This is a genomic window from Streptomyces sp. CRCS-T-1 (assembly GCF_024442335.1).
GTDB classification, from domain to species: domain Bacteria; phylum Actinomycetota; class Actinomycetes; order Streptomycetales; family Streptomycetaceae; genus Streptomyces; species Streptomyces koelreuteriae.
In genome coordinates this window covers 214,821-241,416 of the sequence record NZ_CP101651.1, presented here as the reverse complement: position 1 = coordinate 241,416, position 26,596 = coordinate 214,821, and the positions used below count along the sequence as shown (strand labels likewise).

The window sequence follows — 26,596 nt, the reverse complement described above, 5'->3', positions numbered from 1 at the left end:
CCCTCACGCCCCTTCGCCGTCGAACGAGGCCCGCCAGGCCAGCAGCCGCCGCGACAGCAGCCGTACGGCGAAGTCGCACAGCAGCCCCAGCACCGCGTAGACGGCGAGGCACAGGACGATGACGTCGGTCTGGAAGTACTGCTGGGCGTTGCTCATCAGATAGCCGATGCCGGCGTCGGCGTTGACCTGCTCGGCGAAGACCAGCGCGAGCCAGGCCGTGGACAGCGCGTAGCGCAGGCCGACCAGGGCACCGGGCAGCGCGGACGGCAGGATCACGTACCGGACCAGACCGATCCGGCCGAGCCCCGCCATCCGTCCGGCCTCGATGAGCTGGGAGTCGGCCGATCGGATACCGCCGTAGATGTTGAAGTAGAGCGGGTAGGTGACGCCGAGCGCGACCAGCGCGATCTTCGGGGTCTCGTCGATGCCGAACCAGACGATGAACAGCGGGATGAGACCCACCCACGGGATGGCCCGGAACATGCCCATCGACGCGTCGATGACGTCCTCGCCCAGCCGGAACAGCCCCGCGGTGAGCGACAGCGCCAGCGCGACGGTCGCACCGATGAGGAACCCGGTCGCGGCGCGGCGGCCGGACGCGGCGATGGCCTGCGGCAGTTCACCGGTGCCGATCAGGTCACCGGCCCGCCGGACGACGTCGACGGGGGAGGCCAGTACCGACTCGGGCAGTACGCCCGTGGCGCTGGCCAGGAACCAGACCAGCACCAGCCCCAGGGGCCCGGAGGCCCGGCGCACACCACGCGGTACACGGAAACGGGAGCGGGACCGAGGGCGGGACTGCTTGCGCGGGGCGCCGGGGCGGACCTTCTCCGTGGCGGTGGGGCGAGGCGGCTGCTCCGGTCCGTCTGCCGCCGCGGCTTCCCGCGCGGTGGATGTCGTCGGTGGTGCGGACCCGTGTGTGGGCAGGGAGGGTTCGGACACGGTGGAGTGCGGGGAGGGCATGAGGGGCCTCTCGTTGAGGGGACGGGGGCAGAGGGTCAGCCCGGCTGTTCTCCCTGTGCCGCGGGGCGTGTGGGGTCGGCGGACCAGGCGGACCAGGAGCCGGCGTAGAGGGCGGCCGGGATGCCGGCGTGGGCCAGGGCCGCGACGGTGTGGGCGGCCGTGACGCCGGAGCCGCAGTAGACACCGACCTCGGTCGCGTCGTCGGCGCCCAGCGCGGTGAAGCGCAGGGCGAGGTCCTCGGCGGAGCGGAAGGTGCCGTCCGCCGCCAGGTTGTCGCCCGTCGGGGCGGAGCGGGCGCCGGGGATGTGCCCGGCGCGCGGGTCGACCGGCTCGACCTCGCCCCGGTACCGCTCGGCGGCCCGTGCGTCCAGCAGGACCCCGCCACGGGCGACTTCGGCCGCCCCGTCCGCGTCCAGGACGGGCAGCTGCCCCGGCTTGAGCACGATGTCGCCGGGCGCCGGCGTCTCCGGCTCGCCGCTCGCCGTCGGCAGCCCCGCCGCGCGCCAGGCGTCCAGGGCCCCGTCCAGCAGGAGCACCTGCTCGACCCCGGCCCAGCGCAGCAGCCACCAGGCGCGGGCGGCCGCGGTGTTGCCGTTGTCGTCGTAGACCACCACCGGACGCCCGGCGGTCAGCCCCCAGCGGCGCGCCGCGGCCTGCAGCGACTCCCGGTCCGGCAGCGGATGACGGCCGCCCTCCGGTGTCGCGGGAGCGGCGAGCTCGGTGTCGAGGTCGACGTAGAGGGCGCCGGGAATGTGCTCCCTGAGATAGTGCTCGCGTCCGTGCGGATCGCCGAGCCGCCACCGCACGTCGAGGACGACCGGGGCCGGATCAGCGGTGCGTGCGAGGAGGTCCAGTCCGGCGGCGGTGGTCAGCACGGGGAGGGTCTCGAACGCGGTCATGCGATGTCCTCGGCGACGGCGATGGGCGCCAGGTCGGGGGAGAGCCGCAGCCGCTCCAGGAAGAGCACGACGGTGGCGGCGGCGGTGCGGTGGGTGAGGTCGTTGAGGACGTCGTGCCGGGTCCCGGCCAGGCTCACCAGTTCCGCTTCCGGGAGCGCGCTGTAGACGCGTCGGGCCTCGTCGAGGGGGCTGATGCCGTCCTCGGCGCCGTGCAGACCGAGCACGGGCAGGGAGATCCGGTCCAGCGCGGGCAGTTCCAGTGCCGCGGGCTCCTCCAGGGCACCACGCCGGAAGGCGGTGTCGGAGGTCAGCCGGCCCCGGTGCGTGGGGCAGGCGGTGCGCTGTTCCAGTTCGCCTTCCCAGTCAGGTGCCGTGGTGCCCGTGTCGGTGGCCGTCGGCAGGCCGGCGAGGATCAGCGCGTCCAGGCCGGGGGTGTCGCGGGCGGCCAGCGTCGCGGCGTACGACGCGCCGGTGTCGGAGCCGACCAGCACCCGCGGACCGGGCAGCGTCTCGTCGCGCAGCAGCTTGGCCGCGGAGTCGAGGACGGCGACCGGGTCAAGGGCGGCGTCCCCGAGGGCCCGGACGCGGTACCCGTCGGCGGCGATACGGCGGCCGAACCGCTCGTACACACCGCCGTGTTCACCCCGGCCGGGGAGCAGGATCAGGGTGCCGCGCGGGGCGCTTCCTTCGGGTTCGTCCCAGGAGTGGACAGGCTGAGAAGAGCTCATGGCGACTCGATTCATCGACAGCGGCGACGCCCGGGCAGGGCGTGGCGGTGCGGTGGGCGGGAGGGGGAGGCGGTGCACGGCGGTACGGAGCACGCGCGGCGGGCGCGGCATGGTCCGAACGGCGAAGCGGGGGCGCGCTCGCAGGTGGGCGCTCGAAGGGGGCGCGCGCTCGAGAAGGGGCGCGAAAGGGGTCAGCGACAGCGCATGGCGCCGCTGCGGCCGAAGTCGACCACGCGCCGCTGCGTCAGCCAGGCACCCGCGCCGCAGCGCGCCGCCGACCCGGTGGCCGACGGCCGGGGTCCGACGCGGTGGGCGCGCGGCCGGTGGGCCGTCGCGAGGGCTGAACGCAGCATGCGCTCAGCATGCACGAGGCAAGAGACCGACGTCCAACGACGATTCGCCATCAGAACCGATCAGGATCCGTCATCGATGGCTGCTAACCTGCGGTCATGCGGCCGGTTCTGGACATCGTGGCACTGCGCAGCCTCATCGCCGTCGCCGACTACGGCGGCTTCCACCGGGCTGCCGCGGAACTCTCCCTCAGCCAGTCCGCCGTCAGCCAGCACGTACGACGCCTGGAGAAGTCCCTCGGACATCCCGTCGTGGAACGCGACGGCCGCAAGACCCGGTTCACCGCCCTCGGCGCCCAACTCCTGGAAGAGGCACGGCTGATCCTCGGGGCGCACGACGCCGCCGTCCAGCGCCTCCTGGGCGAGGAGGGCGCGACGGCCGCGACCGTCGTCATCGGCGCCACCGAACACGGCGCCGACCAGATCCTCCCGGCACTCACCGACGCCGTCCGCGAGGTCCGCCCGGACGCCGAGGTGCGGGTACGGATCGACCGTTCGGCGCGGCTGACCGAGGCGGTCGAACGCGGTGAGCTCGACCTCGCCGTCTACGTCACCGAGGCGACCGCCACCGAGGGCACCTCCGTGGGAGACCTCCCGCTGCGCTGGTACGCCGCCCCGGGCTGGCAGCCGCCCGCCACCGGCCAGCTTCCCCTGGTCGCGGTCAACGCGCCGTGCGTCATCCGCCGTCGCGCCCTCACCGAACTGGCCGCCCGCCGGATGCCGGCCACCGTGGTCGCCGAGGCCGGATACCTCGCGGGCGTCCTCGACGCGGCCCGCGCCGGGCTCGGCGCCGCACTGCTCGCCGTCCCCGGCGGACAGCACCCCGACGGCCTCGCCCCGTACCGAGGTCTGCCCGCGGTCCCGCCGGTCCGGCTCAGCGCCCTCGCCCGACGCGGCTCCGACCCCTCCCTGACGGGGGCCGCGGTCCAGGCCGTGCGCGCCCTGCTCGCCTCCCGCGCGACGGACCGGGCGGCGTAGCGTGCCGCTCCGCCGCCGAGGCCGGGGTCGCGGCGGCCGGGCCTTGGCTAATCTGCACGGGTGACCACCGACCTGACCCTGCTGCCGCGTGTCTCCTACCGGGGACAGGAGGTCACCGCGCCCCGGCTCCGGGGCCTCCTCGCGCTGCTCGCGGGCGACTTGCGCACCGGCTGCAGCACCGAACGGCTCGTGGCGGGGCTCTGGCCCGACGCGTTGCCGGAGCGGCCGGGAAAGGCGCTGCAGGTCCTCGTGTCCCGGGCGCGGGCCCAGCTGGGCGCCGACGTCATCGCCGGCACGCCGACCGGATACCGGCTCACCCTCGCCGAGGACCAGGTCGACAGCTCCGCCCTGCTGCGGCACGCCGCCGCCGGCGCGGACCGGGCCAGGGCCGGGGACCACGCCGGATCGCTGGCCGCCGCCGAGGCCGGGCTCGCACTGTGGGAGGGGACCGCGGACCAGGGCGGCGACAGCGACGACCCCGTGGCCGCGCTGCGCACCGACCGCGCCCCCGTGCGCGCCACCCTCGTCCGCGCGCGGGCGCTCGCGCTCGCCCGGCTGGGCCGGCACGCGGAGGCCGCCGGGCCGCTGGCCGCCGTGGCCTCCGAGCGTCCGCGCGACGAGGAAGTCCTCGCCGAACTCCTGCGCGCCGAAGCCGCGACGGCCGGCCCGTCCGCCGCGCTCACGCGGTACGAGGCCTACCGCCGCGAGCTGCGCGACGAACTCGGTACGGACCCCGGCGCCGGACTCAAGGCCGTACAGCGGGAGCTGCTGCGCGGGGAGGCGCCCGCGGTCAGACACGGCGTGCCGCACGAGCCGAACCCGCTCCTCGGCCGGGACGAGGACATCGCGGCGGTGGAGCGGCTGCTGAGCGCCTCCCGCGCCGTCACCGTCGCCGGGCCCGGCGGTCTCGGCAAGACCCGGCTCGCGCACGCCGTCAGCCGCCGGGCCGAGCAGCGCGTGGTGTACTTCGTGCCGCTCGCCGGTGTCACCGCGGACGCGGACGTGACCGCCGAGGTGGCCTCCGCGCTCGGCGCCGGCGAAGGGCGGCCCGGTGCCGCCCTGAGCGGCCACGACCCCGTCTCCGGCATCCTCGGCGTACTCGGCCCCGGCCCCGCCCTGCTGGTGCTGGACAACTGCGAGCAGATCGTCCGGGGCGCCGCCGACCTCGTCCAGGCCCTGGTCTCCGCCTCGAAGGACCTGCGGGTCCTCGTCACCAGCCGGGCGCCCCTCGGCCTGACATCGGAGGCCGTGTACGCGCTGCCGGAGCTGGGCCTCGCCACCTCGGTCGAGCTGTTCACCCAGCGGGCCCGCGCCGCCCGGCCCGGCGTGCACCTGCCGCCGGACGCGGTGGCCGAACTGTGCCGCCAGCTCGACGGGCTGCCGCTCGCCGTGGAGCTGGCCGCGGCGCGGGTACGGGTGCTGTCGGTGCCGGACATCGCCCGCCGCCTCGGCGACCGGTTCGCGCTGCTGCGCGGCGGGGTGCGCAGCGTGCCGGAGCGGCACCGCACGCTGCACGCCGTCGTGGACTGGAGCTGGAACCTCCTCGACGAGGAGGCCAGGGCGGCGCTGCGCCTGCTGTCCGTCTTCCCCGGCGGCTTCACGGGCGAGGCGGCGGACCAGGTCCTCGGCGAGGACGCGCTGTTCCTGCTGGAGCAGCTGGCCGATCAGTCGCTGCTCACCGTCGCCGACACCCCGGCCGGTGTGCGGTTCCGGATGCTGGAGACCGTACGGGAGTTCAGCGCGGCCCGGCGCGCGGAGGCGGGCGAGGACGAGGAGGCCGTCCGCCGGTTCCTCGTCTGGGCGCGGGACTTCGGGGTCGCGCACCACGACTGGTTCTTCGGCTCGGGACCACTGTCCGCCTGGGAGCGGATCAGGGCCGAGCAGGACAACCTCGTGTCGGCCCTGCGGCACGCCCTGGCCCGTACGGACGGCCCCACCATCGCCGCCCTCACCGCGGTCCTCACCGCCCTGTGGTCCACCGGCTCCAACTTCACCCGCCTCACCACCCTCGCCGCGGACACCGGTCCGCCCCTGTCGCACTACCACCCCGAGCCCGAGTACGTCGAAGTCGCCCGCTCCGCCGCGGTGTTGTCCACGGCGACCCTGTTCATGGGCTACGGCCCGCACGTCGTACGCCAGCTCGTCACCCTCCGGCGGCTGCCCCCGGCCCCGCCGGACACCCTGGTGCGCGCCATCGCGGTGGTGCTGGGCGCGGTCCCCGAGATGCGGCCTCCCGACTACGAGGTGCTGCGACAGCTCTGCGACAGCGAACAGCCGCTGCTCGCCGGCATCGCCGAGTGCGTCGCCACCTACGTCTGGGAGTACGAACACGACATCGATCGCGCGCACGCCTCTGCCCGCCGGATCATCGCCGCACTCGCGCCGGTCGACAACCCGTTCCTCCAGGTCATAGGCCACGCACGACTCGGCGAGCTGTGCCTGAGGACGGAGCGGGGCGACGCCGCGTACGAGCATCTCAAGGCGGCACTGGAGGCGCTGCCGCGCCTCGGTGACGAGCACGACTCCCTCGGGATACGCAGTGGCCTCGTCCTCGCCTGCCTGCACCGCGGCGACCCCGACGAGGCCGAGTACTGGCTGCGGCAGGCGGAGGGTCACAACGCCCAGCTGCAGGACGACTTCCACAGCCCCGGCCTCGGCGGGCGCGCCGAGATCGCGCTCGCCCGCGGGCTGACGGAGGTCGGTCTCGGCCTGTGGCGCAGTGCCGTGGAGGGGATGGCCGAGGCCGGCCCGATGCACAGCGGCGATCCCTTCCTCGACCGGTGGGTGCTGCAGATCCAGTCGGCGGCGGTGACGGCGCACGCGCACGTCGGCCGTCTCGAGCCGGTCGCGGAGGTGGTCGACGGGCTGCGGCAGGAGCTGCGGACCATGCTCGACGGTCCGGCCGGCTCGCCCATGGAGCTTCGGTACGGGACGGTGCTGCACGCCCTCGGCATGGCGGGGCTCGTGTCCGGCGACGCCTCCGCCGTACGGATGATCGCGCTGGCCGAACGGCTGCGGGTGCTGCGCGACTACCAGCCGACGATGTCGGCGGCCCGGGCCCGGCAGGCGGCCGAGAAAGCCGACAGGGCGGCCTACGCCGACGCGGTGTCGGAGTACGCCGCCCTGGAGCGGAACGAGTTGCGGGATGCGGCCCGCGCCGTCATGGCGGTCGCTTCTACTTCGGGTCGCGGTTGAACTGTGCCGTCGACCAGCGGTAGCCGAGGGCGCTCAGGCCGACGCACCAGGCGACGGCGATCCAGCCGTTGTTGCCGATCTCGGTGCCGAGGAGCAGACCGCGCAGGGTTTCGATGGCGGGGGTGAAGGGCTGGTACTCGGCGATCGGCTGGAACCAGCCCGGCATGGTGTCGGCCGGGATGAAGGCGCTGGAGATGAGCGGGAGCAGGATCAGCGGCATGGCCATGTTGCTGGCCGCCTCGGGGTTCGGGCTGGCCATGCCCATGCCGACCGCGATCCAGGTGAGGGCGAGGGAGAACAGGGCCAGCAGTCCCACCGCCGCGACCCATTCCAGGATCGTGGCGTCCGTGGAGCGGAACCCGATGGCCACCGCGACGGCACCGACGAGGACCAGGCTGGCCATCACCTGCAGCACACTGCCGACGACGTGCCCGATGAGCAGGGAGCCCCGGTAGATGGACATCGTCCGGAAGCGGGCGATGAGGCCCTCGGTCATGTCCATCGAGACGGCGATCGCGGCCCCGATCACGGTGGAGCCGATGGTCATCATCAGCAGGCCCGGGACGATGTAGGCGATGTAGTCGGAGCGGTCGGCGCCGCTGCCGCCGATGCCCGCGCTCATCACGTCGCCGAAGATGTAGACGAAGAGCAGGAGCAGCATGATCGGAGTGAGCAGCAGGTTCAGCGTCATCGACGGATAGCGGCGGGCGTGCAGCAGGTTGCGGCGCAGCATCGTGGACGAGTCGCGCACGGCGAGGGCGAGGGAGCTCATCGGACGTTCTCCTTGGGCTGGTTGGGGACGTTGGTGGGGCCGGTGGTGGTGCTGGTCAGGGCGAAGAACACGTCGTCGAGGTCCGGGGTGTGCACGGTGAGCTCGTCGGCCTCGACGCCGGCCGTGTCGAGCCAGTCGAGGATGGAGCGCAGCTCGCGCTGGCTGCCGTCGCTCGGGATCTGCAGGGCGAGGGCCTCGTCGTCGCGGGTGACCTCGCGCAGCGCGGAGGCGGCCGACCGGTAGGCCTCCGGATCGGTGAAGCGCAGCCGCACATGCCCGCCGGGGATGAGCCGCTTCAGTTCCTCGGCGCTGCCCTCGGCGGCGATCGTGCCGTCGTGCAACACCGCGATGCGGTCGGCGAGTTCGTCGGCCTCTTCCAGGTACTGGGTGGTGAGGAAGACGGTCGCCCCGTCCGAGACCAGCTCGCGGATGATGCCCCACATGTTGTGGCGGGAGCGGGGGTCGAGGCCGGTGGTGGGCTCGTCGAGGAAGATGATGCGCGGGTTCCCGACCAGGGTCATGGCGAGGTCGAGGCGGCGCTTCATGCCCCCGGAGTAGGTGGAGGCCGGCTTCTTCGCGGCGTCGGCGAGGTCGAAGCGCCCCAGCAGTTCGGCGGCCACCCGCCGCCCCTCCTGCCTGGGCAGATGGTGCAGGTCCGCCATGAGGAGCATGTTCTCCTCGCCGGTGATCAGCCCGTCGACGGCGGAGAACTGCCCGGTGACGCCGATCGCGGCCCGCACGGCCTGCGGGGCGGTGGCGAGGTCGTGTCCGCCGACCCGCAGCTCACCCGCGTCTGCGGTGATGAGGGTGGAGAGGATCTTGACGGCGGTGGTCTTGCCGGCGCCGTTCGGCCCGAGCAGGGAGAAGACCGTGCCGGCCGGCACCGCCAGATCGATGCCGTCGAGGACCGTCTTGTCCCCGAAGGCCTTGCGCAGCCCCTGGGCCGCGATGGCGAGTGAGTGCAATGTCGTTGTCGTCATGCCGCAGAGCTTGCGGCAGGGCGCATTCAGCGCGGTTTCACGACGGTTTCAGCGCCCTGGAACCGGGCGGCGGAGGGTTCGCGATCTACGCTGTCGCCGGAAAGCCGGGCGGGACAGGCAGCACGGGGGCATCGGGTGGCGTGGGAACTGGGGGCGGCAGGCCTCGCGGCCGGGATGCTCATAGCCGTGGTGACCGCGCCGGTCGGCGTCTCCGGGGCGGTGTTCCTGCTTCCGGTGCAGCTCAGCGTCTTCGCCGTGCCCGACCCGGCTGTCACGCCCACGAACCTGCTCTACAACGTGGTGGCGGGCCCCGGCGCCCTGCTGCGCTACCGACGCGACGGCGCCCTGGCGGGACCGCTCGTCCGCCGCCTGGTGCTGGGCACCCTGCCCGGGGTCGTCCTCGGCGCGGTCATCCGGGTGTTCGCCCTTCCGGGCCCGGGCGTCTTCCGCCTCCTGGTCGCCGCGCTGATGCTGCCGCTCGGCGTCTGGCTCATCACCCGGACCCTGCGCCCCGCGCCCCGCGAGATCCGGCGGCCCGAGCCGTCGCCCCGGACGGTCACCTCCTTTGCCCTCGTGGTCGGCGTGGTGGGCGGCATCTACGGCATCGGCGGCGGCTCGATCCTCGGCCCCGTCCTGGTCGGACGCGGTGTCCCCGTCTCCAAGGTCGCCCCGGCCGCACTCGCCTCCACCTTCGCCACCTCGCTGATCGGCGCCTGCACCTACGCCCTGCTGTCCCTGGCCCACAGCGGCAGCATCGCCCCCGACTGGTTCCTCGGCCTGTCCTGCGGCCTCGGGGGCCTCCTCGGCGGCTACCTCGGAGCCCGCCTCCAGCCCCGCCTGCCCGAGCCCCTGCTCCGCCTCGTCCTCGGCACTCTGGCGACGGCGCTCGGCGTCCTGTACGCGGTCGACGCGCTTCGCTGATCCCCGTCACGGGAGCCCTGAGACACACGACGGAAATCCTCGAACCCCATCCGTCACTCGCGTTTCAGACACCGGTGTTTCGGACAACTCCGGCCGCCCGACGGCGGCTTCAGCGCGGCGTTCACGCGTCCGAGCCCTTGCCGCGTCCGGGGCCGTACGCGTCCGGAATCGCTCGCGTTCGATTCCCGGTCCGGGTCGTTATGCCGTGCACCGCCGAGCCACCCAGGCGCGGCATCGACCCTGAGGAGGGATGCAGGTGACTGTGACTGACACCTCGACCGACGAAGCGAAGACGCCGCCCCCTCCACCACCGGCCACCATCAACTTCGAGGGCAAGTTCGGCAAGAACCCGCTGGCAGACGCCGGTTTCACCGCGATGTGCCGACGACTGCCGTCCGTCCTCGTACACACCGCCCGGATGGCGTGGGCCGTCGACAGGCCCGGTGTCGTGCTGCTTCTGGCCTGCCAGTTGCTCACCGGCACCGCGGCCGCCGTCGTCCTGGCCTTCACCGCACAGGCCATGACCCACATCCTCGGCACCGGCACCGTGTCCGAACGCCTGCACGCCGCGCTGCCCGCCCTGATCGTCGTGACGGTGGCCGCCGCCATCGGCCGCGTCAGCAGCGCCCTGGCCGCGTACGCCGACGGCAGGATCACCCCGCTGCTGATGACCGAGGCGGACATCGCGCTCGTGACCGCCGTGTGCCGCGTGGAGTCGAGCGCCTACGGCGAGGACGGATTCGCCGACCGGCAGGAGGCCGCCGAGATCGGCGTCACCCGCACCCGGCTGATGGTGCAGGACGCCCAGCGGTTCATGTCCGCCCTGATCCGCATGATGGCCGCGAGCGGCGTGGTCACGACCCTGCACCCGCTGCTGCTTCCGCTGCTCCTGCTGGCCGTTCTCCCGGCAGGCGCCGGAGCCGTCCTGTCCGCACGCGTCGACTACGAGACCCACTACCTCAACCTCGCCGACCGCAACGTGCGTTCCATGATGCGCTGGTGGGCCACCTACTCCCGCTTCGGCGACGAGGTCCGCGCCAACGGCATGACCGGCTACCTCACCTACTGGTACCGCGCCCTGTCCGACCGGATCGACCAGCGCACCCTGACCGCCGCGCCGCGCATGCTGCACATCACCCTGGGCGCCGGCGCCCTGGGCGGCATCTTCCTGCTGTGCACCTGGTCCACCCTCGCCTGGCTGGCCGCCACCGGCCGGATCGCCCTGCCCGTCGCGGCCACCGCTGTGATCGCCGTCCAGACCACACTGGCCGCCCTGTCCCAGTTCGTCATCCACGGCGCCGCCCTGTTCCACACCTCGCTCTACCTCGCCGACATGCGCTCCTTCCTCGACCTGGCGCGGGAACGCGCCCCCAGGCGCGGGGAATCGACGATCCCGGAACGCGTGGACCAGATCCGCCTCGACGAGGTCGTGTACCACTACCCGGGCAAGGAGGAACCCGCCGTCGCGGGAGTGTCGCTCACGCTGCGCCGCGGCGAGATCCTGGCCGTCGTGGGCGAGAACGGCTCGGGCAAGTCGACTCTGACGAAGCTCATCACCGGCATCCTGCTCGCCGACAAGGGCCGTGTCCTGTGGGACGACATCGACCTCGCCCAGGCCGATCAGGACGCCGTGTGGGACCGCACCGCGCTCGTCCCGCAGAACTTCGCCTGCTGGCCCCTGCGTGCCCGGGAGAACATCACCCTGGGCCAGCCTCGGACGGACGACGACGCACCGGTGTGGGACGTCGTCGACGCCGTCGGCATGCGCGAGGCGATCGAGAAACTGCCCGAGGGGCTCGACACCCTGCTCGCCAAGGAGCTGTGGGGCGGCGCCGAGTTGTCCGGCGGGCAGTGGCAGCGCCTCGCGTGCGGCCGCGTCCTCTACCGGCGGACCCCGCTGCTGATCCTGGACGAACCGACCTCGCAGATGGACGCCCGTGGTGAGCACGCCATCTTCCTGGAGATCAAGCGCGTCGCCGCCGAGCGCATGACGATCGTCGTCACCCACCAACTCGAGAACACCAGGCTCGCCGACCGCATCCTCGTCATGGACCAGGGCCGGGTCATCGAGCAGGGCACGTACGAGGAACTGGCGAACGCCGGAGGGCTCTTCGCGGAACTCCTCTCCCTGTCACAGGACCGGTGAGGCCCGCCGCCTTCACGCGCTCACGGCCGTGCCGCCGGCTCGGTGGCCGGTGAGGCCGTGGTGGAGCGTTTGCCGACGGCGGGCGCGAGGACGATCGCCACGGCGGTGAAGGCGAGGACGACGACCATGGCGACGCGCAGCCCGTAGTGCTCGCCGAGGAAACCGAGACACGGGGGCCCGACGAGGAACGCGACGTAGCCGATCATCGCCACCAGGCTGACGCGCGCGGCCGAGTCGGGCCCGGAGTCACCGGCCGCCGAGAGGGTGACCGGGAAGCCGAGCGAGGCTCCCAGGCCCCAGAGAAGAACGGCGGCCCCCGCGAGGACGGCCGAGTCGGCGAAGACGACGACGGAGATGCCCAGCGTCGCGCAGACGGCACTGGCCCGGACGACGGGGGCGCGGCCGATCCGGTCGATGAGGAGTCCGCCCGCGAAACGGCCGATCGTCATGGCGGCGGCGAAGCCCGTGTAGACGGCCGACCCCAGGGCGGGGTCCATGCCGTGGCCGTCCACCATGAGCAGGGGCAGCCAGTCGTTGGCGGAACCCTCCGCCAGTGCCATGGCCAGGATGACACCGCCGATCAGCAGCAGTCGCGGGTCCTTCCAGACCCGCGACTCGGCCGGCGCGGCCCCCGCGTCGGGCCGTGAGCCGCCGTCGCCCCGGGTCTTGCCGACGGCGTGGGGAATGGCGCGGAAGGCGTAGGCGAACATGACCGCCGTGACGGCGGCCATACCGGTCAGATGCCACTGCACAGGCCAGGAGACAGCGGTGCACAGAATGCCGAACGCGGCCCCCACGACGGTGCCCAGGCTGAAGAACCCATGGAGCGTGGGCAGGACCGTCCGCCCCGTGATCCGCTCGACATCGGCACCGTCGATGTTGATCGCCACCTCCCCACCGCCCATACCGGCCCCGAAGAGGAACAGCCCGGCGGTGGTCGCGGGGGCGGAGGAGAGCATCGTCCCGCCGCCGATGACGGCCATGCTCGCGATGATCAGCACCGTCGCGACGCCCATGACGGGCCGGGTGCCGAACCTCGCCACGAGCGTTCCCGAACCGAGAATGCCGATCATCGAGCCGACGGACAGCCCGAACAGGACGATGCCCATCTGCGCCGTCGAGACATCGAGTTGGTCCCGGATGTCGGGCGTCCGGGTGACCCACGAGGAGATCGACAGGCCGGGTATGAGAAAGAAGAGGAACAGCGCGGTTCGGCGTCGGCGGGTGGCCAGGTCCATCAGGAAACTTGCTCTCTCACAGGCGTCGGTGGTCTGCTCACAGGCCTCCGATCGTAGTCACGGGCAGGGCCGGGCAACCCGCTCCGCATGGCCGGGCGGGATGACCAGAGAGGAGGGTGCGTGAGCACCCAGGACAACAGGCCGGACGGACGGGGCGCACTGGGTGGCGTGCGCATCGCCGACTTCTCCCGGGTTCTCGCGGGACCCTACGCCACCATGCTCCTCGCCGACCTGGGCGCCGACGTGGTCAAGATCGAGCGGCCGGGCACCGGGGACGACACCCGGGCCTGGCGGCCTCCGGCGGACCACGACGGTACGTCGACCTACTACCTGAGCGTGAACCGGAACAAGAGGTCGGTCACCCTGGACCTGGCCACGGACACCGGCCGCGAACAGGCGCGGGCCCTGGTCGCCGAGTGCGACGTGGTCGTGGAGAACTTCCGGCCCGGCACGATGGAGCGGCTGGGCCTCGGCCACGACGAACTCCGTGCCCGGCGCCCGGAGCTGATCTACTGCTCGATCAGCGGCTTCGGCAGCGGCCCGGGCGCGTCGATCCCCGGATACGACCTGCTCGTACAGGCCGCCGGAGGCCTGATGAGCGTGACCGGGGAGGCGCACGGGGAGCCGGTGAAGGCCGGTGTGGCCCTCGTGGACGTGATCACCGGGCTGCACGCCTCGCTCGGCATCCTCGCCGCCCTCCGGCACCGGGACACCACCGGCGAGGGGCAGCTCGTGGAGGTGAACCTGCTCAGCTCCCTGCTGTCGGCCATGGTCAACCAGGCCTCGGCGTTCGCCGTCGCCGGCGTGGTCCCGGGCCGGATGGGCAACGCCCATCCGAGCATCGCCCCCTACGAGACCTTCCCGACCGCCGACCGTCCGCTCGCCCTCGCCGTGGGCAACGACAAGCAGTTCGCGGCCCTCGCCGAGGTCGCCGGCGAACCCGGTCTAGCCCTCGACGACCGCTTCCGGACCAACGCCGACCGCGTCGCCCACCGCACCGAACTGAAGGAGATCCTCACCCGGCTGCTGAGCACCGACGGCGCGGACCACTGGTCGGCGGTCCTGCTGGCCGCCGGAGTACCGGCCGGCCCGGTCAACAACCTGGACGAGGCGTTCGGCTTCGCCCACGAACTCGGCCTCCCGGGCATCGTCGACCTCCCCGCCGACGCCTCCGGCACTGAAGGAGACCGGCCCTCCCGCCAGGTCGCGCACCCTGTCGCACTGAGCGCGACACCCGCCCGGTACCTGCTGCCGCCGCCCCTGCTGGGACAGCACACCGAGGAGATCCTCCGCGGCATCTCCGGCCACGAAGCCCCCTGACCCGGCCCACCGGCCGTACGAGCACGTCAGGGAGCGGCGTCGAGATCCACCTCGATGTCCTCGGCGTCGGTCCAGAAACCGTCGTCCGCGTCCTGGAGGCGGGCGGCGGCGTGGTTCATGTGGAGGCGTGCGGCCGTGCGCGCCGCCTCGGGGTCGCGGGCCTCGATGGCGGCGAGGATGGCGTGGTGCTCCGCCCGGACGGCTTCGATGAAGTCGTTCCGGCGTGCCTCGTTCGCCCGTGTGACGCGGATACCGCTGCGCGACACATCGCCCAGGTACCGCAGGGTCGAGACCATCACCGTGTTCCCGGTCGACTCGGCGATGGACCGGTGGAAGGCGAGGTCCTCGTCCACGCCGTCGCCACCGGCCGCCACCGCCGAGTCGATCGCGTCCAGGGCCTGACGCATCCGCGCCAGGTCGAGGGGCGTGGCCCGGGTGGCCGCGATATGGGCCGCCTCACCCTCCATGGCACGGCGCACCTCCACGATCTGGAGCACCTTCGCCTTGGTGTCGGCGGCCTCCAGGTCGAGCGGCCGGGTGCGCCGCGGCAGGACGAACACACCGATGCCCTGGCGCGGTTCGATCAGACCCGCGTTGCGCAGCCGCGACAGGGCCTCGCGCACCACCGTGCGGCTGACGCCCAACTGCCTGACCAGCTCGACCTCGGTCGGCAGTCGGTCGCCCTCGGCCAGCCGCCCCGACTCGATCTCCTCCGAGAGGGTCGCGGCGACCTGATCCGCGAGCCGGACGGGACCGCTTACCTTGGAAAACATGGTTTTCAGTCTATAGGCCGGGTCTGGTCGTCCCGCTGTCCACTACGCCTTGACCAGGACCGCTTCGGGGTGGTCGGCGAGATAGTCCCGCACCACCGATTCGAAGCTCGGATCGGGCCCCAGTCCGAGCGCGGCGGCGCGCGTGTTGTCGAAGACGGAGGGCCACGACCCCACGACGGCCTCGATGTCGGGATCGGGCGCGACGGTCACCAGATCGGCCGCGGCGTCGCCTGCCACGCGCCGCAGCGTTGCCAGCATCTCGGCGACCGTGACCGTGAGGGCGGGGAGGTTGACGGGCAGCCCGCCGTCGAGCCTGCCCTCCCCGCTGCCGCGCTCGGCTTCGGCGATGCGGAGGATGCCCTCGACCGTGCGCCGCGGTGACGCCAGGGCCACCCGCAGGTCGGGGCGTACGGGGCAGATCGCGGGGAGGCCCGCGAGCGGCTCGCGGACAATGCCCGACAGAAAGCCGGAGGCGGCGGCGTTCGGCTTGCCGGGGCGTACGGACACGGTCATCAGCCGGGCCACGCGCCCGTCGATGAAGCCCCGGCGCGTGTAGTCCGCGACGAGCTGCTCGCAGACGAGCTTCTGGATCCCGTAGCTCGACCGGGGCGTGGGCAGGGTCGACTCGCTGACCACCGGCGGGAGCGGCAGTACCGGGTCGGAACCGTAGACCGCGACGCTGCTGGAGAACACCAGGCGCGGCGTCGGCCCCCCGGAGGCCGACTGGGCCCGGGCGGCTTCGAGGAGGGCTCGGGTGGTGTCCAGGTTGGCGCTCATCCCGAGGTCGAAGTCGGCCTCGCACTCGGCCGAGACGGCGGCGGCGAGGTGGATCAGCACGTCCACCGGCTCCGCGAACACCTCGTCGAGACACTCGACCAGGTCGCCCCGTACGACCTCCACCAGGGGATCGGCCGCCTGCGGAGCCTCGGCCGGAACGAAGCGGTCGGTGAGCACCAGTCGGTCGATCGGCGCACCACCGAGCGTCCGGGACCTCAGCAGGGTGTCGGTGATCTCGCGTCCCAGAAAGCCGAAGCCGCCCGTGATGACGATCCTCATGCGCTGTCTCCTCGGTAGTGGTTCAGCCAGCCGAGGCCCTCGCTCGTGCCGGCCCGGGGGATGTACTCGCAGCCGATCCACCCGTCGAAGCCCAGGTCGTCGACGACGCCGAACAGATGCCGGATGTCGAGCTCGCCGCTGTCCGGCTCGTGACGGTCCGGCACACCGGCGATCTGCAGATGACCGACCCGGCCGGTCGGCAGGTCGCGGCGCAGCGTCGTCGTGAGATCGCCTTCGACGATCTGGCAGTGGTACAGGTCGAGTTGGACCTTGAGATTGGGGGCGCCCACCTCCCGTACCACCGCGTGGGCCTCCGCCTGCCGGGACAGGAAGTAGCCCGGCATGTCGCGGCCGTTGATCGGCTCCACCAGGATGTCGACCTCCGACCCGGCGGCCTGCTCCGCCGCCCATTCCAGATTGGCCAGGTAGGTGTCGCGGTGCTCGGCCCGCTCCTTCGGAGTCAAGTCCGGCGGCACGAGACCCGCCATCACGTGCAGCCGCGGGCAGTCCAGTGCGGCGGCGTACTCGAGCGCCCGGGCGATCCCGGAGCGGAACTCGGCCTCGCGCCCGGGCAGCGCCGCGATCCCGCGCTCTCCGGACTCCCAGGCCCCGGGAGGCGCGTTGAAGAGCACCTGCGCGAGGCCGTGGTCGTCGAGCCGGAGCCGCAACTCCGTGCTGTCGTAGGCGTAGGGGAAGAGATATTCGACGGCGTTGAAGCCGTCCGCCGAGGCCGCGGCGAAGCGGTCGGGGAAGTCGTGCTCGGGATACATCATGGACAGGTTCGCTGCGAACCTCGGCATGCTGGCTCCTGTGAGGCGACCGGGAGGGACCGGTCAGCGGTTGACGGTCTTCTTGTCGGTGGTGAGCACCGCGGCGGCGCCGACGACGAGGCTGAGCGCCAGGACGTACATCGGGAGCGATGTCGAGCCGGTGGCGTCCTTCAACGCGCCGATCATGTAGGGACTGACGAAGCCGGCGAGGTTGCCGACCGAGTTGATCACGGCGAGGCCGACCGCGGCCGCCGTACCGCCGAGGAACGCGGTGGGGAGCGACCAGAACAGCGGCGAGCAGGTCAGCACACCGGCCGCGGCGACGGACAGCGCGACCAGGGACAGCGCGGTGGACCCGGCCCAGCCGGCCGCCAGCGAGAAGCCGACGGCGCCCATGAGGCTCGGGACGACCAGGTGCCAGCGGCGTTCGCGGCGCTTGTCCGCCGAACGTCCGAACAGGTTCATCGTGACGAGTGCGGCCAGGAACGGCACCGCGCTGAGCACCCCGATCGCGAGATTGCCCTCGATGCCGGTGGACTCGATGAATGTCGGCATCCAGAACGTCAGGGCGTACTGGCCCATCACGAAGCAGAAGTAGATGAAGCACATCAGCCACACCTTCGGCTCGCGGAAGGCGTCCCAGACCCGGCCGTGCACGGTCTGGTGCGCGGCGTCCTCGGCGACCGCCCGCTCGACGACGTCCTTCTCCTCGTCGGTGAGCCACTTCGCGTCGCGCACGCTGTTGTCGAGGTAGAACAGCGTGGCCACGCCGATCAGGAGGGCGGGGATCGCCTCCAGCAGGAACATCCACTGCCAGCCCTGCCAGCCGTTCACCCCCTGGAACCGGTCCATGATCCAGCCGGACAGCGGGTTGCCGAAGATGCCGGCCACCGGGATGGCGGACATGAACATCGCGATCACCCGGGCACGACGCTGCGACGGGAACCAGTACGTGCAGTACAGGATCACCCCCGGATAGAACCCGGCCTCGGCGGCACCGAGAAGGAACCTCAGGACGTAGAACGTCGCCTCGTTGTGGACGAACATGAACGCCGCCGAGACGACGCCCCAGCTGATCATGATCCGGGCGATCCAGGTGCGGGCGCCGACGCGCTGCAGCATCAGGTTCGACGGCACCTCGAAGAGGAAGTAGCCGATGAAGAACAGCCCGGCGCCGAGGCCGTACGCCGCCTCGCTGAATCCCAGGTCGTCGGACATCTGCAGCTTCGCGAAGCCGACGTTGACCCGGTCCAGGTAGGAGACGACGTAACAGAGGACGAGGAAGGGGACGATACGTCGTACGACCTTGCGGAAGACGGCGTTCTCACGGGCGACGTCGGAGACTTGGGACGCCGATATAGGCATGGACATGGAGATCCTTTGAGCGGCTCAGGGGAATTCTCCGGCAGGGGAGAGGCGGGTCACCACGCGGCGTTGAACGTGGACCTCAGTTCATCGAGCGCGTGAGGGGGGAGCGGCTCGGGGCGACGGTCGGTCAGGAGCCAGAGACGTGCCGTCTCCTCGAGTTCTTCGAGGACGGCGAGTGCGGTGGCCGCGTCGGGGCCCCAGACCACGGGGCCCAGCCGGTCCAGCAGCACCGCCCTGATGGGCGTTCGGCTCGCTGCGTGGTCGGCGATGAGGGCGGTCACCAGGTCGGCTACGCGGGGGTCGCCGGGCCGGTGGTAGGGGATGAGCGGCACGTGCCCGACCTTCATCACGTAGTAGGGCGTGATCGGCGGCAGCACGTCCGCGGCGCTCCACACCCCGGCCAGGGTGAGCGCGACCAGGTGCGTGGAGTGGGTGTGGACGACGAACCGGGCCGTGGGGTCGGCGGCACAGATGCGCCGATGGAGCGTAAGGGTCTTGCTGGCACGGTCGCCCGCGATCTGCTCGCCCCGGGCGTCGACCAGTGCCAGGCGGCCGGGTTCGAGGAATCCCAGGGCGGCGTCGGTGGGCGTGATCAGATGGTCGTCGCCCACCTTGGCACTGATGTTGCCCGCGCTGGCATGGACGTAGCCCCGGGCGAACAGGCTGGTGCCGACGCGGACGATCTCGCGGCGGGCGTGGTCGACCGCCTCGTCCTGCGCTGCCTGGGCGGCGGTGCTCGGCTGCGGGGTCATGCTGCCTCCTCGTCCAGGAGTGCGAAGGAGCGGGTGAAGAAGTCGGGGCCGCCGAAGTTGCCGGACTTGAGCGTGATGTGGAGCGTCTCCCCGTCGGGCAGTGCCGCGGCGCACCAGGGCACACCGGGGTCGATCTGCGGCCCGATCCGGAGCCCGGTGACACCGAGCGCCTGGACGACCGCCCCCGAGGTCTCACCTCCCGCGACGACGAGCCGGCGCACGCCACGGGCCACGAGCCCCTGGGCGATGCGGGCCAGCGTCCGTTCCACCAGCTCACCGGCCTCGGCGGCTCCGAGCCGGCCCTGCACGGTACGGACGGTGTCGGCGGACTCGGTGGAGTAGACGAGCACAGGACCGTCGTCCAGATGCGATTCGGCGAAGGCCAGGGCCTGTTCGACCACGTCCTCGCTGGCGGCCACGCGCAGCGGGTCCACGCTGAAGGCGGGCCGGCCTGTGCTCAGGTATTCCAGGACCTGACGGTTGGTCGCTGTGGAGACCGACCCCGAGACGATCGCTCGGTGGCCGGCGGGAGGCGGCAGCTGCGCGGCGGCGCGGGACGGCTCGAACCCCCAGTTCGCGGGCAGGCCGATCGCCAGCCCCGAGCCCGCGGTCACCAGCGGGAACCCCTGGACCGCCGCGCCCAGACGCACCAGGTCGTCATTGGAGACGGCGTCGACGATGGCGAGCCCGAAGCCGTCCTCGCGCAGGGCGTCGACGCGGGCCCGGATCGCCTCGACGCCGTCGGCGACCACCGTGTGGTCGACTAGGCCGACCTCCCGCGTGGTCTGCGCGCCGAGCACGGAGACCAGATTGGAGTCGGTCATCGGCGTGAGCGGGTGGTGGCGCATGCCGCTGTCGCTGAGCAGCACGTCGCCGACGAAGAGATGCCCCTTGAAGATCGTGCGCCCGTTGTCGGGGAACGCCGGCGTCGCGACCGTGAAGTCGGTGCCCAGCGCGTCCATCAGGGCCTCGGTCACCGGCCCGATGTTCCCGGCCGGGGTCGAGTCGAAGGTGGAGCAGTACTTGAAGTAGACCTGCTCGGCGCCCAGGGACCGCAGCCACGCCAGTGCCCGCAGCGACGCCTCGACGGCGTCGGCGGCCGGGACGGTCCGCGACTTGAGGGCGATGACCACGGCGTCCGCGTCGATCGCCTGCTCGGCGTCGGCCGGTGGTGTGTCGATCAGCTGGACCACGCGCATGCCCGCGCGCACCAGATTGTTGGCGAGGTCCGTGGCGCCGGTGAAGTCGTCGGCGATGCATCCGAGACGGATTGACATGTCAGGCCTCCACCGGCTTGGGCAGGTCGACCCCCGGGAAGATCTTGATGACCGCGCTGTCGTCCTCGGCACCCAGTCCGGACGCCGACGCCTGGAGGAACATCTGGTGGGCGGTGGCGGCGAGGGGGAGCGGGAAGCGTTCCGGCCTCGCGGAGTCCAGCACCAGCCCGAGGTCCTTGACGAAGATGTCGACGGCCGAGAGGGGCGTGTAGTCGCCGTCGAGCACATGGGCCATACGGTTCTCGAACATCCAGGAGTTGCCGGCGCTGTGCGTGATGACCTCGTAGAGCGCCTCGGCGGGGACGCCCGCCTTGATGCCGAGGGCCATCGCCTCGGCCGCGGCGGCGATGTGCACGCCCGCGAGCAGCTGGTTGACGATCTTGACCTTCGAGCCGAGCCCGGCGCGCTCTCCCAGGCGGTAGACGGTGCTGCTCATGGCCTCGAGCACCGGGTCGGCGAGCGAGTACGCCTCGGTGGAGCCGGACGTCATCATGGTGAGTTCACCGGCCGCCGCGCGGGCGGCGCCGCCGGAGATGGGAGCGTCCAGGTAGAGCACGCCCCGCTCGGCCAGGCGGCCTTCGATCGCGGCGGACCAGCCCGGATCGACCGTGGAGCACATGACGAAGACGGAGCCGGGGCGGAGCCGGCCGGCCGCGCCCTCGGCACCGAACAGCACGGCCTCGACCTGCGCGGCGTTGACCACCACGCCGACCAGGACGTCCACCGAGGCTGCCAGCTCGCCACAGGTCCCGAACGCCGTCCCGCCCTCGCGGGCGAAGTCCGCGGCCGTCTCCGGCCGCAGATCGTGGACGCCGACGTCGTACCCGGCCGCCCGCAGGCTCCGGGCCATCCCGAGGCCCATGGCTCCTAGACCCACCACGCCCACCCGCGGTCGCGCGGGCTCGTTCCGGTCGCTCATGCCCTGCCCATCCTTGCCGTGCCGTGCTGTCCGGAGGCAGGTCGCATCAACCAGCCCGCCGGGAGATCAGGTCATATGATGACCTGAGGACGACGGAATGCAAGGTGTGATGTCCGTCACGCACTGATGGGGGATGGATTTACTAGGACGTCCAACTATATAGTCGCGGTGTAAGCCCGCGGTGCAGGGAAGCCGGTGTGAATCCGGCACGGTCCCGCCACTGTGACCGGGGAGTACGCCGTCGAGCAGGACGCCACTGACGAGCTGGATGTCGGGAAGGCGGACGGCGTGTGCTGATCCGGGAGTCAGGATACCGGCCGTGGGATGTTCCGTGTTGTCCACGAGGATGGAGCTGACACGCATGGCACCGGTGTGCACCCACGACCCCGGAGGACCCGCCCGACGCGTCCGTCGTGCCCGACGGATCGTCCAGCGCCCGGCCGTCACCCTCTGACGGTCCTCGCCATACGCGATCTCGCGCAGCCCCCGCACCCGCACGCCACCGCGTCCGTGTGCGACGGACCCGCGCGCCGTCCCGGACCACCTGACGAGAGAGCAGGCACCGATGGTCCGCGTACAAGACCACGCCCCCGTCCGTGAGTTGACCCATTTCGTCGGCGGCAAGCACACCCCGGGAACCTCGGGGACGTACGGCGATGTGTACGACCCCAACACCGGCGAGGTCCAGGCCCATGTGCCCCTCGCGAGCCGGGCCGAGACCGAGGCGGTGATCGCCGACGCCGCGCACGCGCAACGCGAGTGGGCCGAGTGGAACCCGCAGCGCCGCGCCCGGGTGTTCATGAGGTTCCTGCAACTCGTCGAGGAGGAGAAGGACTCGCTGGCCCGGCTGCTGTCCTGCGAGCACGGCAAGACCATCGCGGACGCCCACGGAGACCTCCAGCGCGGGCTTGAGGTCGTCGAGTTCGCGGCAGGAATCCCGCACCTTCTCAAAGGCGAGTTCACCGACAACGCCGGCACCGGCATCGACGTCCACTCCCTGCGCGCGCCCCTCGGTGTCGTCGCCGGGATCACGCCCTTCAACTTCCCGGCGATGATCCCCCTGTGGAAGGCCGCACCCGCCCTCGCCTGCGGAAACGCCTTCATCCTCAAGCCGTCCGAGCGCGACCCGTCCGTCCCGCTGCGCCTCGCCGAACTGTTCCTGGAGGCCGGTCTGCCGCCCGGCGTCCTCAACGTCGTCAACGGCGCCCGGGAAGCCGTCGACACCCTGCTCGAGGACCCCCGGGTCGAGGCCCTCGGCTTCGTCGGCTCCACGCCGATCGCCGCGCACGTCTACGCCACCGCCGCCGCCCACGGCAAGCGCGCCCAGTGCTTCGGCGGCGCCAAGAACCACATGATCGTGATGCCGGACGCCGACCTCGACCAGGCCGTGGACGCCCTCATCGGCGCGGGCTACGGCTCGGCGGGGGAGCGGTGCATGGCGATCTCCGTCGCCGTCCCGGTCGGAGAGGACACCGCCGACGCGCTGGTGGCCCGCTTGAAGGAACGCATCGGCAGCCTGCGCATCGGCCGCAGCGACGACCCGGAGGCCGACTTCGGGCCGCTGGTCGGCCAGGACGCCGTCGACCGCGTGCGCTCCTACGTCGATCTCGGTGTGGAGGAAGGCGCGGAACTCGTCGTGGACGGAAGGGACTTCGTCCTGCCCGGACACGAGAACGGCTTCTTCGCCGGCGCCTCCCTCTTCGACCGGGTCACCCCGGCGATGCGCGTCTACCAGGAGGAGATCTTCGGCCCGGTCCTCTCCGTCGTACGCGCCGCCGACTACGAGGAGGCCCTGCGCCTGCCCAGCGAGCACCTCTACGGCAACGGCGTCGCCATCTTCACCCGCGACGGGGACACCGCCCGCGACTTCACCCGGCGGGTCAACACCGGCATGGTCGGCGTCAACGTGCCCATCCCGGTGCCGGTCGCCTATCACACCTTCGGCGGCTGGAAGCGCTCCGGCTTCGGCGACCTCAACCAGCACGGCCCCGACGCCATCCGCTTCTACACCCGTACGAAGACGGTCACCTCGCGGTGGCCCGCCGGGCTGCGCGAAGGCGCGAGCTTCACGATCCCCACGATGGGCTGAGCGACCATGACCAGCACCCTGCTCACCGAGGACCAGCAGGCCCTCGTCGAGACCACCCTCGACTTCGCCCAGGACCACCTCGCCCCGCACGCCCTCGACTGGGACCGCGACAAGCACTTCCCCGTCGACGTCCTGCGCAAGGCGGCCGGACTGGGGCTCGGCGGCGTCTACGTCGGTGAGGAGTCGGGCGGTTCGGGCCTGACCCGCGCCGACGGTGTCCTCGTCTTCGAGTCCCTCGCCTCCGGCTGCCCGTCCATCGCCGGGTACCTCTCCATCCACAACATGGTCGCCTGGATGATCGACCGGTACGGCGACGCCGCCCAGCGCGAACGCCGGCTGCCCCGGCTGTGCGCCATGGAGGACCTCGCCAGCTACTGCCTGACCGAACCCGGCGCGGGCTCGGACGCCGCCGCCCTCACCACCCGGGCCGTCCGGGACGGCGACCACTGGATCCTCACCGGCGTCAAGCAGTTCATCTCCGGAGCCGGGGCCTCCCAGCTGTACATCGTCATGGCCCGCACCGGCGGCGACGGGCCCGACGGCGTCTCCGCGTTCATCGTCGACAAGGACGACCCCGGCGTCACCTTCGGCGCCAACGAACGGAAGATGGGCTGGAACGCCCAGCCGACCCGCCAGGTCGTCCTGGACAGCGTCCGGCTGCCCGCCGACCGGCTCCTCGGCCGCGAGGGGCAGGGCTTCCGCATCGCGATGAACGGCCTCAACGGCGGACGGCTCGGCATCGCCGCCTGCTCGCTCGGCGGCGCCCGCAGCGCCCTCGACCGCAGCCTCGCCCACCTCGCCGACCGTGAGGCGTTCGGGCAGCGGCTGCTCGACGCGCAGGCACTGCGCTTCCGGCTCGCCGACATGGCCACCGAACTCGCCGCCGCCCGCGCCCTCGTCCAGCAGGCCGCCCACGCGCTCGACGTCGGCGACCCGCAGGCGCCGTACCTGTGCGCGATGGCCAAGCGCTTCGCCACCGACACCGGGTACTCGGTGGCCGACCGCGCCCTCCAACTGCATGGGGGGTACGGGTACCTCAGCGAGTACGGCATCGAGAAGATCGTCCGTGACCTGCGAGTCCACCAGATCCTGGAAGGAACCAACGAGATCATGCGCGTCATCGTGGCCCGCGGCCTGACGGAGGCACTCGGATGACCGACGTCCTCTTCCGTACGACGGGCCGGGCCGCCCACATCGTCCTCGACCGGCCCAAGGCCCTCAACGCCCTCACCCACGGCATGGTGCGCCGCATCGACGAGGCCCTGACCGAATGGGAACGGGACCCGGCCGTCGAGACCGTCGTCATCACCGGCGCGGGGGAGCGCGGCCTGTGCGCGGGCGGCGACATCCGCGGCATCCACGACGACGCCCGCGACGGGGACGGCTCCGCCTCGGGCGCGTTCTGGCGCGACGAGTACCACCTCAACGCCCGTATCGCCCGCTACCCCAAGCCCTACGTCGCCGTCATGGACGGCATCGTCATGGGCGGCGGCGTCGGCGTCTCCGCGCACGGCAGCGTCCGGATCGTCACCGAGCGGTCGAGGATCGCCATGCCCGAGACCGGCATCGGCTTCGTCCCGGACGTCGGCGGCACCTACCTCCTCGCCCTCGCCCCGGGCGAACTCGGCACCCACCTCGCCCTGACGGGCGCGCAGATCGGCGCCGGGGACGCCCTGCTGTGCGGGCTCGCCGACCACTACGTCCCGTCCGAGGCGCTGGAGCGGTTCGTCGACGACCTCGCCGGCCTGCCCGTACGGGAAGCCCTGGACCGGCATGTGAGGCCCGCGCCGGAAGGGGAACTGGCCGGGCGGCGGGAGTGGATCGACTCCTGCTTCGCCTCCGACACCGTCGAGGAGATCGTCCAGCGGCTGCTCGCGCACGGCGACCCGGCGGCCAAGGAGACCGCCGAGACCCTGCTGGCCAAGTCGCCCACCGCGCTCAAGGTCACCCTCACCGCCCTGCGCCGCGCCGGCCGGCTCGGCCCGCTGGAGCGGGTGCTGGAGCAGGAGTACCGGGTCTCCTGCGCGGCGCTGAGCGCACCCGACCTGGTCGAGGGCATCCGCGCCCAGGTCATCGACAAGGACCGAAACCCACGCTGGTCACCGGCGACGCTCGACGAGGTCACCGACGCCGACGTGGAGCGCTTCTTCGCACCCCTGGGCGAGCGCGAACTCGGGCTCGCCGGATCCGGCACGACCGAGGAGGTCGCCTGGTGAGCAGGACCGTCGCGTTCATCGGACTCGGGAACATGGGCGGCCCCATGGCCGTCAACCTGGTGAAGGCCGGACACCGGGTGCGGGGCTACGACCTCGCCGTCACGCCCGGGCCGGAGCTGGAGCAGGCCGCCTCCGCCGTGGACGCCGTCGCGGACGCCGACCTCGTCCTCACCATGCTGCCCGCCGGACGCCACGTCCTGGGCGTCTACGACGACATCCTCCCCGCCGCCCGGCCCGGCACCCTCTTCGTCGACTGCTCCACCATCGACGTCGCCGACGCCCGCACCGCCCACGAGCGCGCGGTCGCCGCGGGCATGCGCGCCCTGGACGCGCCGGTCTCCGGCGGGGTCGTCGGCGCCGAGGCCGCCACGCTGACCTTCATGGCCGGCGGCGGAGAGACCGAGTTCGCCGAGGCGCTGCCCCTGCTGGAAGCCATGGGGAAGAAGGCCGTGCACTGCGGAGAGGCGGGCGCCGGACAGGCCGCCAAGATCTGCAACAACATGATTCTCGGCGTCTCCATGATCGCCGTCAGCGAGGCCTTCGTCCTCGGTGAGAGCCTCGGCCTGTCCCACCAGGCCCTGTTCGACGTGGCCTCCACGGCCTCCGGACAGTGCTGGGCGCTCAGCGTCAACTGCCCCGTCCCCGGCCCCGTCCCGGGCAGTCCCGCGGGCCGCGACTACCGGCCGGGCTTCGCCGCCGCCCTGATGGCCAAGGACCTGGGCCTGGCCGCCAACGCGGTCCGCGCCGGGGGCGTGGACGCAGAACTCGGTCTGCGCGCGGCCGAACTGTACGCGGCGTACGCGGAGCGGGTCGGTGCCACGGAGGACTTCTCGGGCATCGTACGAACCATCAGGGACCGGAGCGGAGACCCCACGTGACCGCGGAC

General features: G+C 72.3%; 23 protein-coding genes and 1 riboswitch. Of the genes, 9 read left to right on the top strand and 14 right to left on the bottom strand.

Annotated elements, in window-relative coordinates; all coding sequences use genetic code 11:
• Window positions 1-3: 3 nt before the first annotated feature.
• The 4 genes from NNW99_RS01055 to NNW99_RS01040 all read right to left on the bottom strand — a co-directional run bounded on the left by NNW99_RS01055 (window position 4) and on the right by NNW99_RS01040 (window position 2,943).
• Window positions 4-963: an ABC transporter permease gene (locus NNW99_RS01055; protein WP_215116679.1), complete on the bottom strand. Its 960-nt coding sequence runs from the start codon at window positions 961-963 to the stop codon at window positions 4-6.
• A gap of 35 nt (window positions 964-998) precedes the next feature.
• Window positions 999-1,862 (bottom strand): sulfurtransferase, encoded by an 864-nt coding sequence (locus tag NNW99_RS01050; protein WP_215116678.1) that lies wholly within the window; start codon window positions 1,860-1,862, stop codon window positions 999-1,001.
• Window positions 1,859-2,590 (bottom strand): alpha/beta hydrolase, encoded by a 732-nt coding sequence (locus NNW99_RS01045; protein ID WP_215116677.1) that lies wholly within the window; start codon window positions 2,588-2,590, stop codon window positions 1,859-1,861. The genes NNW99_RS01050 and NNW99_RS01045 overlap by 4 nt, the downstream gene beginning before the upstream one ends.
• A 191-nt stretch (window positions 2,591-2,781) precedes the next feature.
• On the bottom strand, window positions 2,782-2,943 hold the full coding sequence (locus NNW99_RS01040) for a hypothetical protein (RefSeq protein ID WP_215116676.1): 162 nt from the start codon (window positions 2,941-2,943) through the stop codon (window positions 2,782-2,784).
• Between the two features lie 96 nt (window positions 2,944-3,039).
• Between NNW99_RS01040 and NNW99_RS01035 the strand changes: the two genes are divergently transcribed.
• The gene (locus NNW99_RS01035; protein ID WP_215116675.1) at window positions 3,040-3,918 is read left to right on the top strand and encodes a LysR family transcriptional regulator; all 879 of its coding nucleotides are present in this window, start codon (window positions 3,040-3,042) and stop codon (window positions 3,916-3,918) included.
• Window positions 3,919-3,978: 60 nt separating this feature from the next.
• Entirely contained in the window at window positions 3,979-7,113 is a 3,135-nt protein-coding gene (locus NNW99_RS01030; protein WP_215116674.1) for a BTAD domain-containing putative transcriptional regulator, read from the top strand.
• On the opposite strand, the gene NNW99_RS01025 is transcribed toward NNW99_RS01030, so the two are convergent.
• Window positions 7,094-7,885 (bottom strand): ABC transporter permease, encoded by a 792-nt coding sequence (locus NNW99_RS01025; protein WP_215116673.1) that lies wholly within the window; start codon window positions 7,883-7,885, stop codon window positions 7,094-7,096. The genes NNW99_RS01030 and NNW99_RS01025 overlap by 20 nt on opposite strands.
• Window positions 7,882-8,865: an ATP-binding cassette domain-containing protein gene (locus tag NNW99_RS01020; protein WP_215116672.1), complete on the bottom strand. Its 984-nt coding sequence runs from the start codon at window positions 8,863-8,865 to the stop codon at window positions 7,882-7,884. The genes NNW99_RS01025 and NNW99_RS01020 overlap by 4 nt, the downstream gene beginning before the upstream one ends.
• 174 nt (window positions 8,866-9,039) lie before the next feature.
• Here NNW99_RS01020 and NNW99_RS01015 point away from each other — a divergent pair, with 174 nt between their 5' ends.
• Window positions 9,040-9,786: a sulfite exporter TauE/SafE family protein gene (locus tag NNW99_RS01015; protein ID WP_215124099.1), complete on the top strand. Its 747-nt coding sequence runs from the start codon at window positions 9,040-9,042 to the stop codon at window positions 9,784-9,786.
• 256 nt (window positions 9,787-10,042) lie between these two features.
• Window positions 10,043-11,932 carry an ATP-binding cassette domain-containing protein gene (locus tag NNW99_RS01010; protein WP_370869110.1) on the top strand — a complete coding sequence of 630 codons (1,890 nt, stop codon included), beginning with the start codon at window positions 10,043-10,045 and terminating at the stop codon, window positions 11,930-11,932.
• A 20-nt stretch (window positions 11,933-11,952) separates the two neighbouring features.
• Here NNW99_RS01010 and NNW99_RS01005 read toward each other — a convergent pair whose 3' ends face one another.
• Complete coding sequence (locus NNW99_RS01005) at window positions 11,953-13,170, bottom strand: MFS transporter (protein ID WP_215116670.1); 1,218 nt, start codon at window positions 13,168-13,170, stop codon at window positions 11,953-11,955.
• A gap of 120 nt (window positions 13,171-13,290) precedes the next feature.
• Between NNW99_RS01005 and NNW99_RS01000 the strand changes: the two genes are divergently transcribed.
• The gene (locus tag NNW99_RS01000) at window positions 13,291-14,490 is read left to right on the top strand and encodes a CaiB/BaiF CoA-transferase family protein (protein WP_251057665.1); all 1,200 of its coding nucleotides are present in this window, start codon (window positions 13,291-13,293) and stop codon (window positions 14,488-14,490) included.
• Between the two features lie 26 nt (window positions 14,491-14,516).
• On the opposite strand, the gene NNW99_RS00995 is transcribed toward NNW99_RS01000, so the two are convergent.
• The 7 genes from NNW99_RS00995 to ltnD are packed head-to-tail and all read right to left on the bottom strand — an operon-like array spanning window position 14,517 to window position 21,405.
• Entirely contained in the window at window positions 14,517-15,263 is a 747-nt protein-coding gene (locus NNW99_RS00995) for a FadR/GntR family transcriptional regulator (RefSeq protein ID WP_215116668.1), read from the bottom strand.
• A gap of 42 nt (window positions 15,264-15,305) precedes the next feature.
• The gene (gene denD / locus NNW99_RS00990; RefSeq protein ID WP_215116667.1) at window positions 15,306-16,319 is read right to left on the bottom strand and encodes a D-erythronate dehydrogenase; all 1,014 of its coding nucleotides are present in this window, start codon (window positions 16,317-16,319) and stop codon (window positions 15,306-15,308) included.
• Window positions 16,316-17,119, bottom strand: a complete 804-nt coding sequence (gene otnI / locus NNW99_RS00985) for a 2-oxo-tetronate isomerase (RefSeq protein WP_215116666.1) — start codon at window positions 17,117-17,119, stop codon at window positions 16,316-16,318. Before otnI ends, denD begins: the two co-directional genes overlap by 4 nt.
• Before the next feature lie 33 nt (window positions 17,120-17,152).
• Window positions 17,153-18,454: an MFS transporter gene (locus NNW99_RS00980; protein ID WP_251057664.1), complete on the bottom strand. Its 1,302-nt coding sequence runs from the start codon at window positions 18,452-18,454 to the stop codon at window positions 17,153-17,155.
• Window positions 18,455-18,510: 56 nt separating this feature from the next.
• On the bottom strand, window positions 18,511-19,209 hold the full coding sequence (locus NNW99_RS00975) for an aldolase (protein ID WP_215116664.1): 699 nt from the start codon (window positions 19,207-19,209) through the stop codon (window positions 18,511-18,513).
• Window positions 19,206-20,486 (bottom strand): 3-oxo-tetronate kinase, encoded by a 1,281-nt coding sequence (gene otnK / locus NNW99_RS00970; RefSeq protein WP_215116663.1) that lies wholly within the window; start codon window positions 20,484-20,486, stop codon window positions 19,206-19,208. Before otnK ends, NNW99_RS00975 begins: the two co-directional genes overlap by 4 nt.
• Window position 20,487: 1 nt before the next feature.
• A complete protein-coding gene (gene ltnD, locus NNW99_RS00965; RefSeq protein WP_215116662.1) occupies window positions 20,488-21,405 on the bottom strand; it encodes an L-threonate dehydrogenase in 918 nt (305 codons plus the stop codon).
• Window positions 21,406-21,554: 149 nt separating this feature from the next.
• Window positions 21,555-21,742, top strand: a riboswitch (cobalamin riboswitch).
• A gap of 228 nt (window positions 21,743-21,970) precedes the next feature.
• Between ltnD and NNW99_RS00960 the strand changes: the two genes are divergently transcribed.
• Genes NNW99_RS00960 through mmsB form a run of 4 tightly spaced genes read left to right on the top strand, consistent with a single transcriptional unit; the run spans window position 21,971 to window position 26,588 of the window.
• Entirely contained in the window at window positions 21,971-23,494 is a 1,524-nt protein-coding gene (locus NNW99_RS00960) for a CoA-acylating methylmalonate-semialdehyde dehydrogenase (protein ID WP_215116661.1), read from the top strand.
• 6 nt (window positions 23,495-23,500) lie between these two features.
• Window positions 23,501-24,649, top strand: coding sequence for an acyl-CoA dehydrogenase family protein (locus NNW99_RS00955; RefSeq protein ID WP_215116660.1), 1,149 nt, complete (start codon window positions 23,501-23,503; stop codon window positions 24,647-24,649).
• Entirely contained in the window at window positions 24,646-25,710 is a 1,065-nt protein-coding gene (locus NNW99_RS00950; protein WP_215116659.1) for an enoyl-CoA hydratase/isomerase family protein, read from the top strand. The genes NNW99_RS00955 and NNW99_RS00950 overlap by 4 nt, the downstream gene beginning before the upstream one ends.
• The gene (gene mmsB / locus NNW99_RS00945; protein ID WP_215116658.1) at window positions 25,707-26,588 is read left to right on the top strand and encodes a 3-hydroxyisobutyrate dehydrogenase; all 882 of its coding nucleotides are present in this window, start codon (window positions 25,707-25,709) and stop codon (window positions 26,586-26,588) included. Before NNW99_RS00950 ends, mmsB begins: the two co-directional genes overlap by 4 nt.
• The last annotated feature ends 8 nt before the right edge of the window (window positions 26,589-26,596 follow it).

Coding starts and splice junctions, on each gene's coding strand:
- denD (WP_215116667.1), bottom strand. CDS start 16,319: ATGAGGATCGTCATCACGGGCGGCTTCGGCTTTCTGGGACGCGAGATC.
- NNW99_RS00975 (WP_215116664.1), bottom strand. CDS start 19,209: ATGACCCCGCAGCCGAGCACCGCCGCCCAGGCAGCGCAGGACGAGGCG.
- NNW99_RS00950 (WP_215116659.1), top strand. CDS start 24,646: ATGACCGACGTCCTCTTCCGTACGACGGGCCGGGCCGCCCACATCGTC.
- otnI (WP_215116666.1), bottom strand. CDS start 17,119: ATGCCGAGGTTCGCAGCGAACCTGTCCATGATGTATCCCGAGCACGAC.
- NNW99_RS01050 (WP_215116678.1), bottom strand. CDS start 1,862: ATGACCGCGTTCGAGACCCTCCCCGTGCTGACCACCGCCGCCGGACTG.
- NNW99_RS01040 (WP_215116676.1), bottom strand. CDS start 2,943: ATGCTGCGTTCAGCCCTCGCGACGGCCCACCGGCCGCGCGCCCACCGC.
- NNW99_RS00955 (WP_215116660.1), top strand. CDS start 23,501: ATGACCAGCACCCTGCTCACCGAGGACCAGCAGGCCCTCGTCGAGACC.
- NNW99_RS01015 (WP_215124099.1), top strand. CDS start 9,040: ATGCTCATAGCCGTGGTGACCGCGCCGGTCGGCGTCTCCGGGGCGGTG.
- NNW99_RS01035 (WP_215116675.1), top strand. CDS start 3,040: ATGCGGCCGGTTCTGGACATCGTGGCACTGCGCAGCCTCATCGCCGTC.
- ltnD (WP_215116662.1), bottom strand. CDS start 21,405: ATGAGCGACCGGAACGAGCCCGCGCGACCGCGGGTGGGCGTGGTGGGT.
- NNW99_RS00980 (WP_251057664.1), bottom strand. CDS start 18,454: ATGCCTATATCGGCGTCCCAAGTCTCCGACGTCGCCCGTGAGAACGCC.
- NNW99_RS01055 (WP_215116679.1), bottom strand. CDS start 963: ATGCCCTCCCCGCACTCCACCGTGTCCGAACCCTCCCTGCCCACACAC.
- NNW99_RS01005 (WP_215116670.1), bottom strand. CDS start 13,170: ATGGACCTGGCCACCCGCCGACGCCGAACCGCGCTGTTCCTCTTCTTT.
- NNW99_RS01020 (WP_215116672.1), bottom strand. CDS start 8,865: ATGACGACAACGACATTGCACTCACTCGCCATCGCGGCCCAGGGGCTG.
- NNW99_RS00995 (WP_215116668.1), bottom strand. CDS start 15,263: ATGTTTTCCAAGGTAAGCGGTCCCGTCCGGCTCGCGGATCAGGTCGCC.
- NNW99_RS01025 (WP_215116673.1), bottom strand. CDS start 7,885: ATGAGCTCCCTCGCCCTCGCCGTGCGCGACTCGTCCACGATGCTGCGC.
- NNW99_RS00960 (WP_215116661.1), top strand. CDS start 21,971: ATGGTCCGCGTACAAGACCACGCCCCCGTCCGTGAGTTGACCCATTTC.
- NNW99_RS01045 (WP_215116677.1), bottom strand. CDS start 2,590: ATGAGCTCTTCTCAGCCTGTCCACTCCTGGGACGAACCCGAAGGAAGC.
- otnK (WP_215116663.1), bottom strand. CDS start 20,486: ATGTCAATCCGTCTCGGATGCATCGCCGACGACTTCACCGGCGCCACG.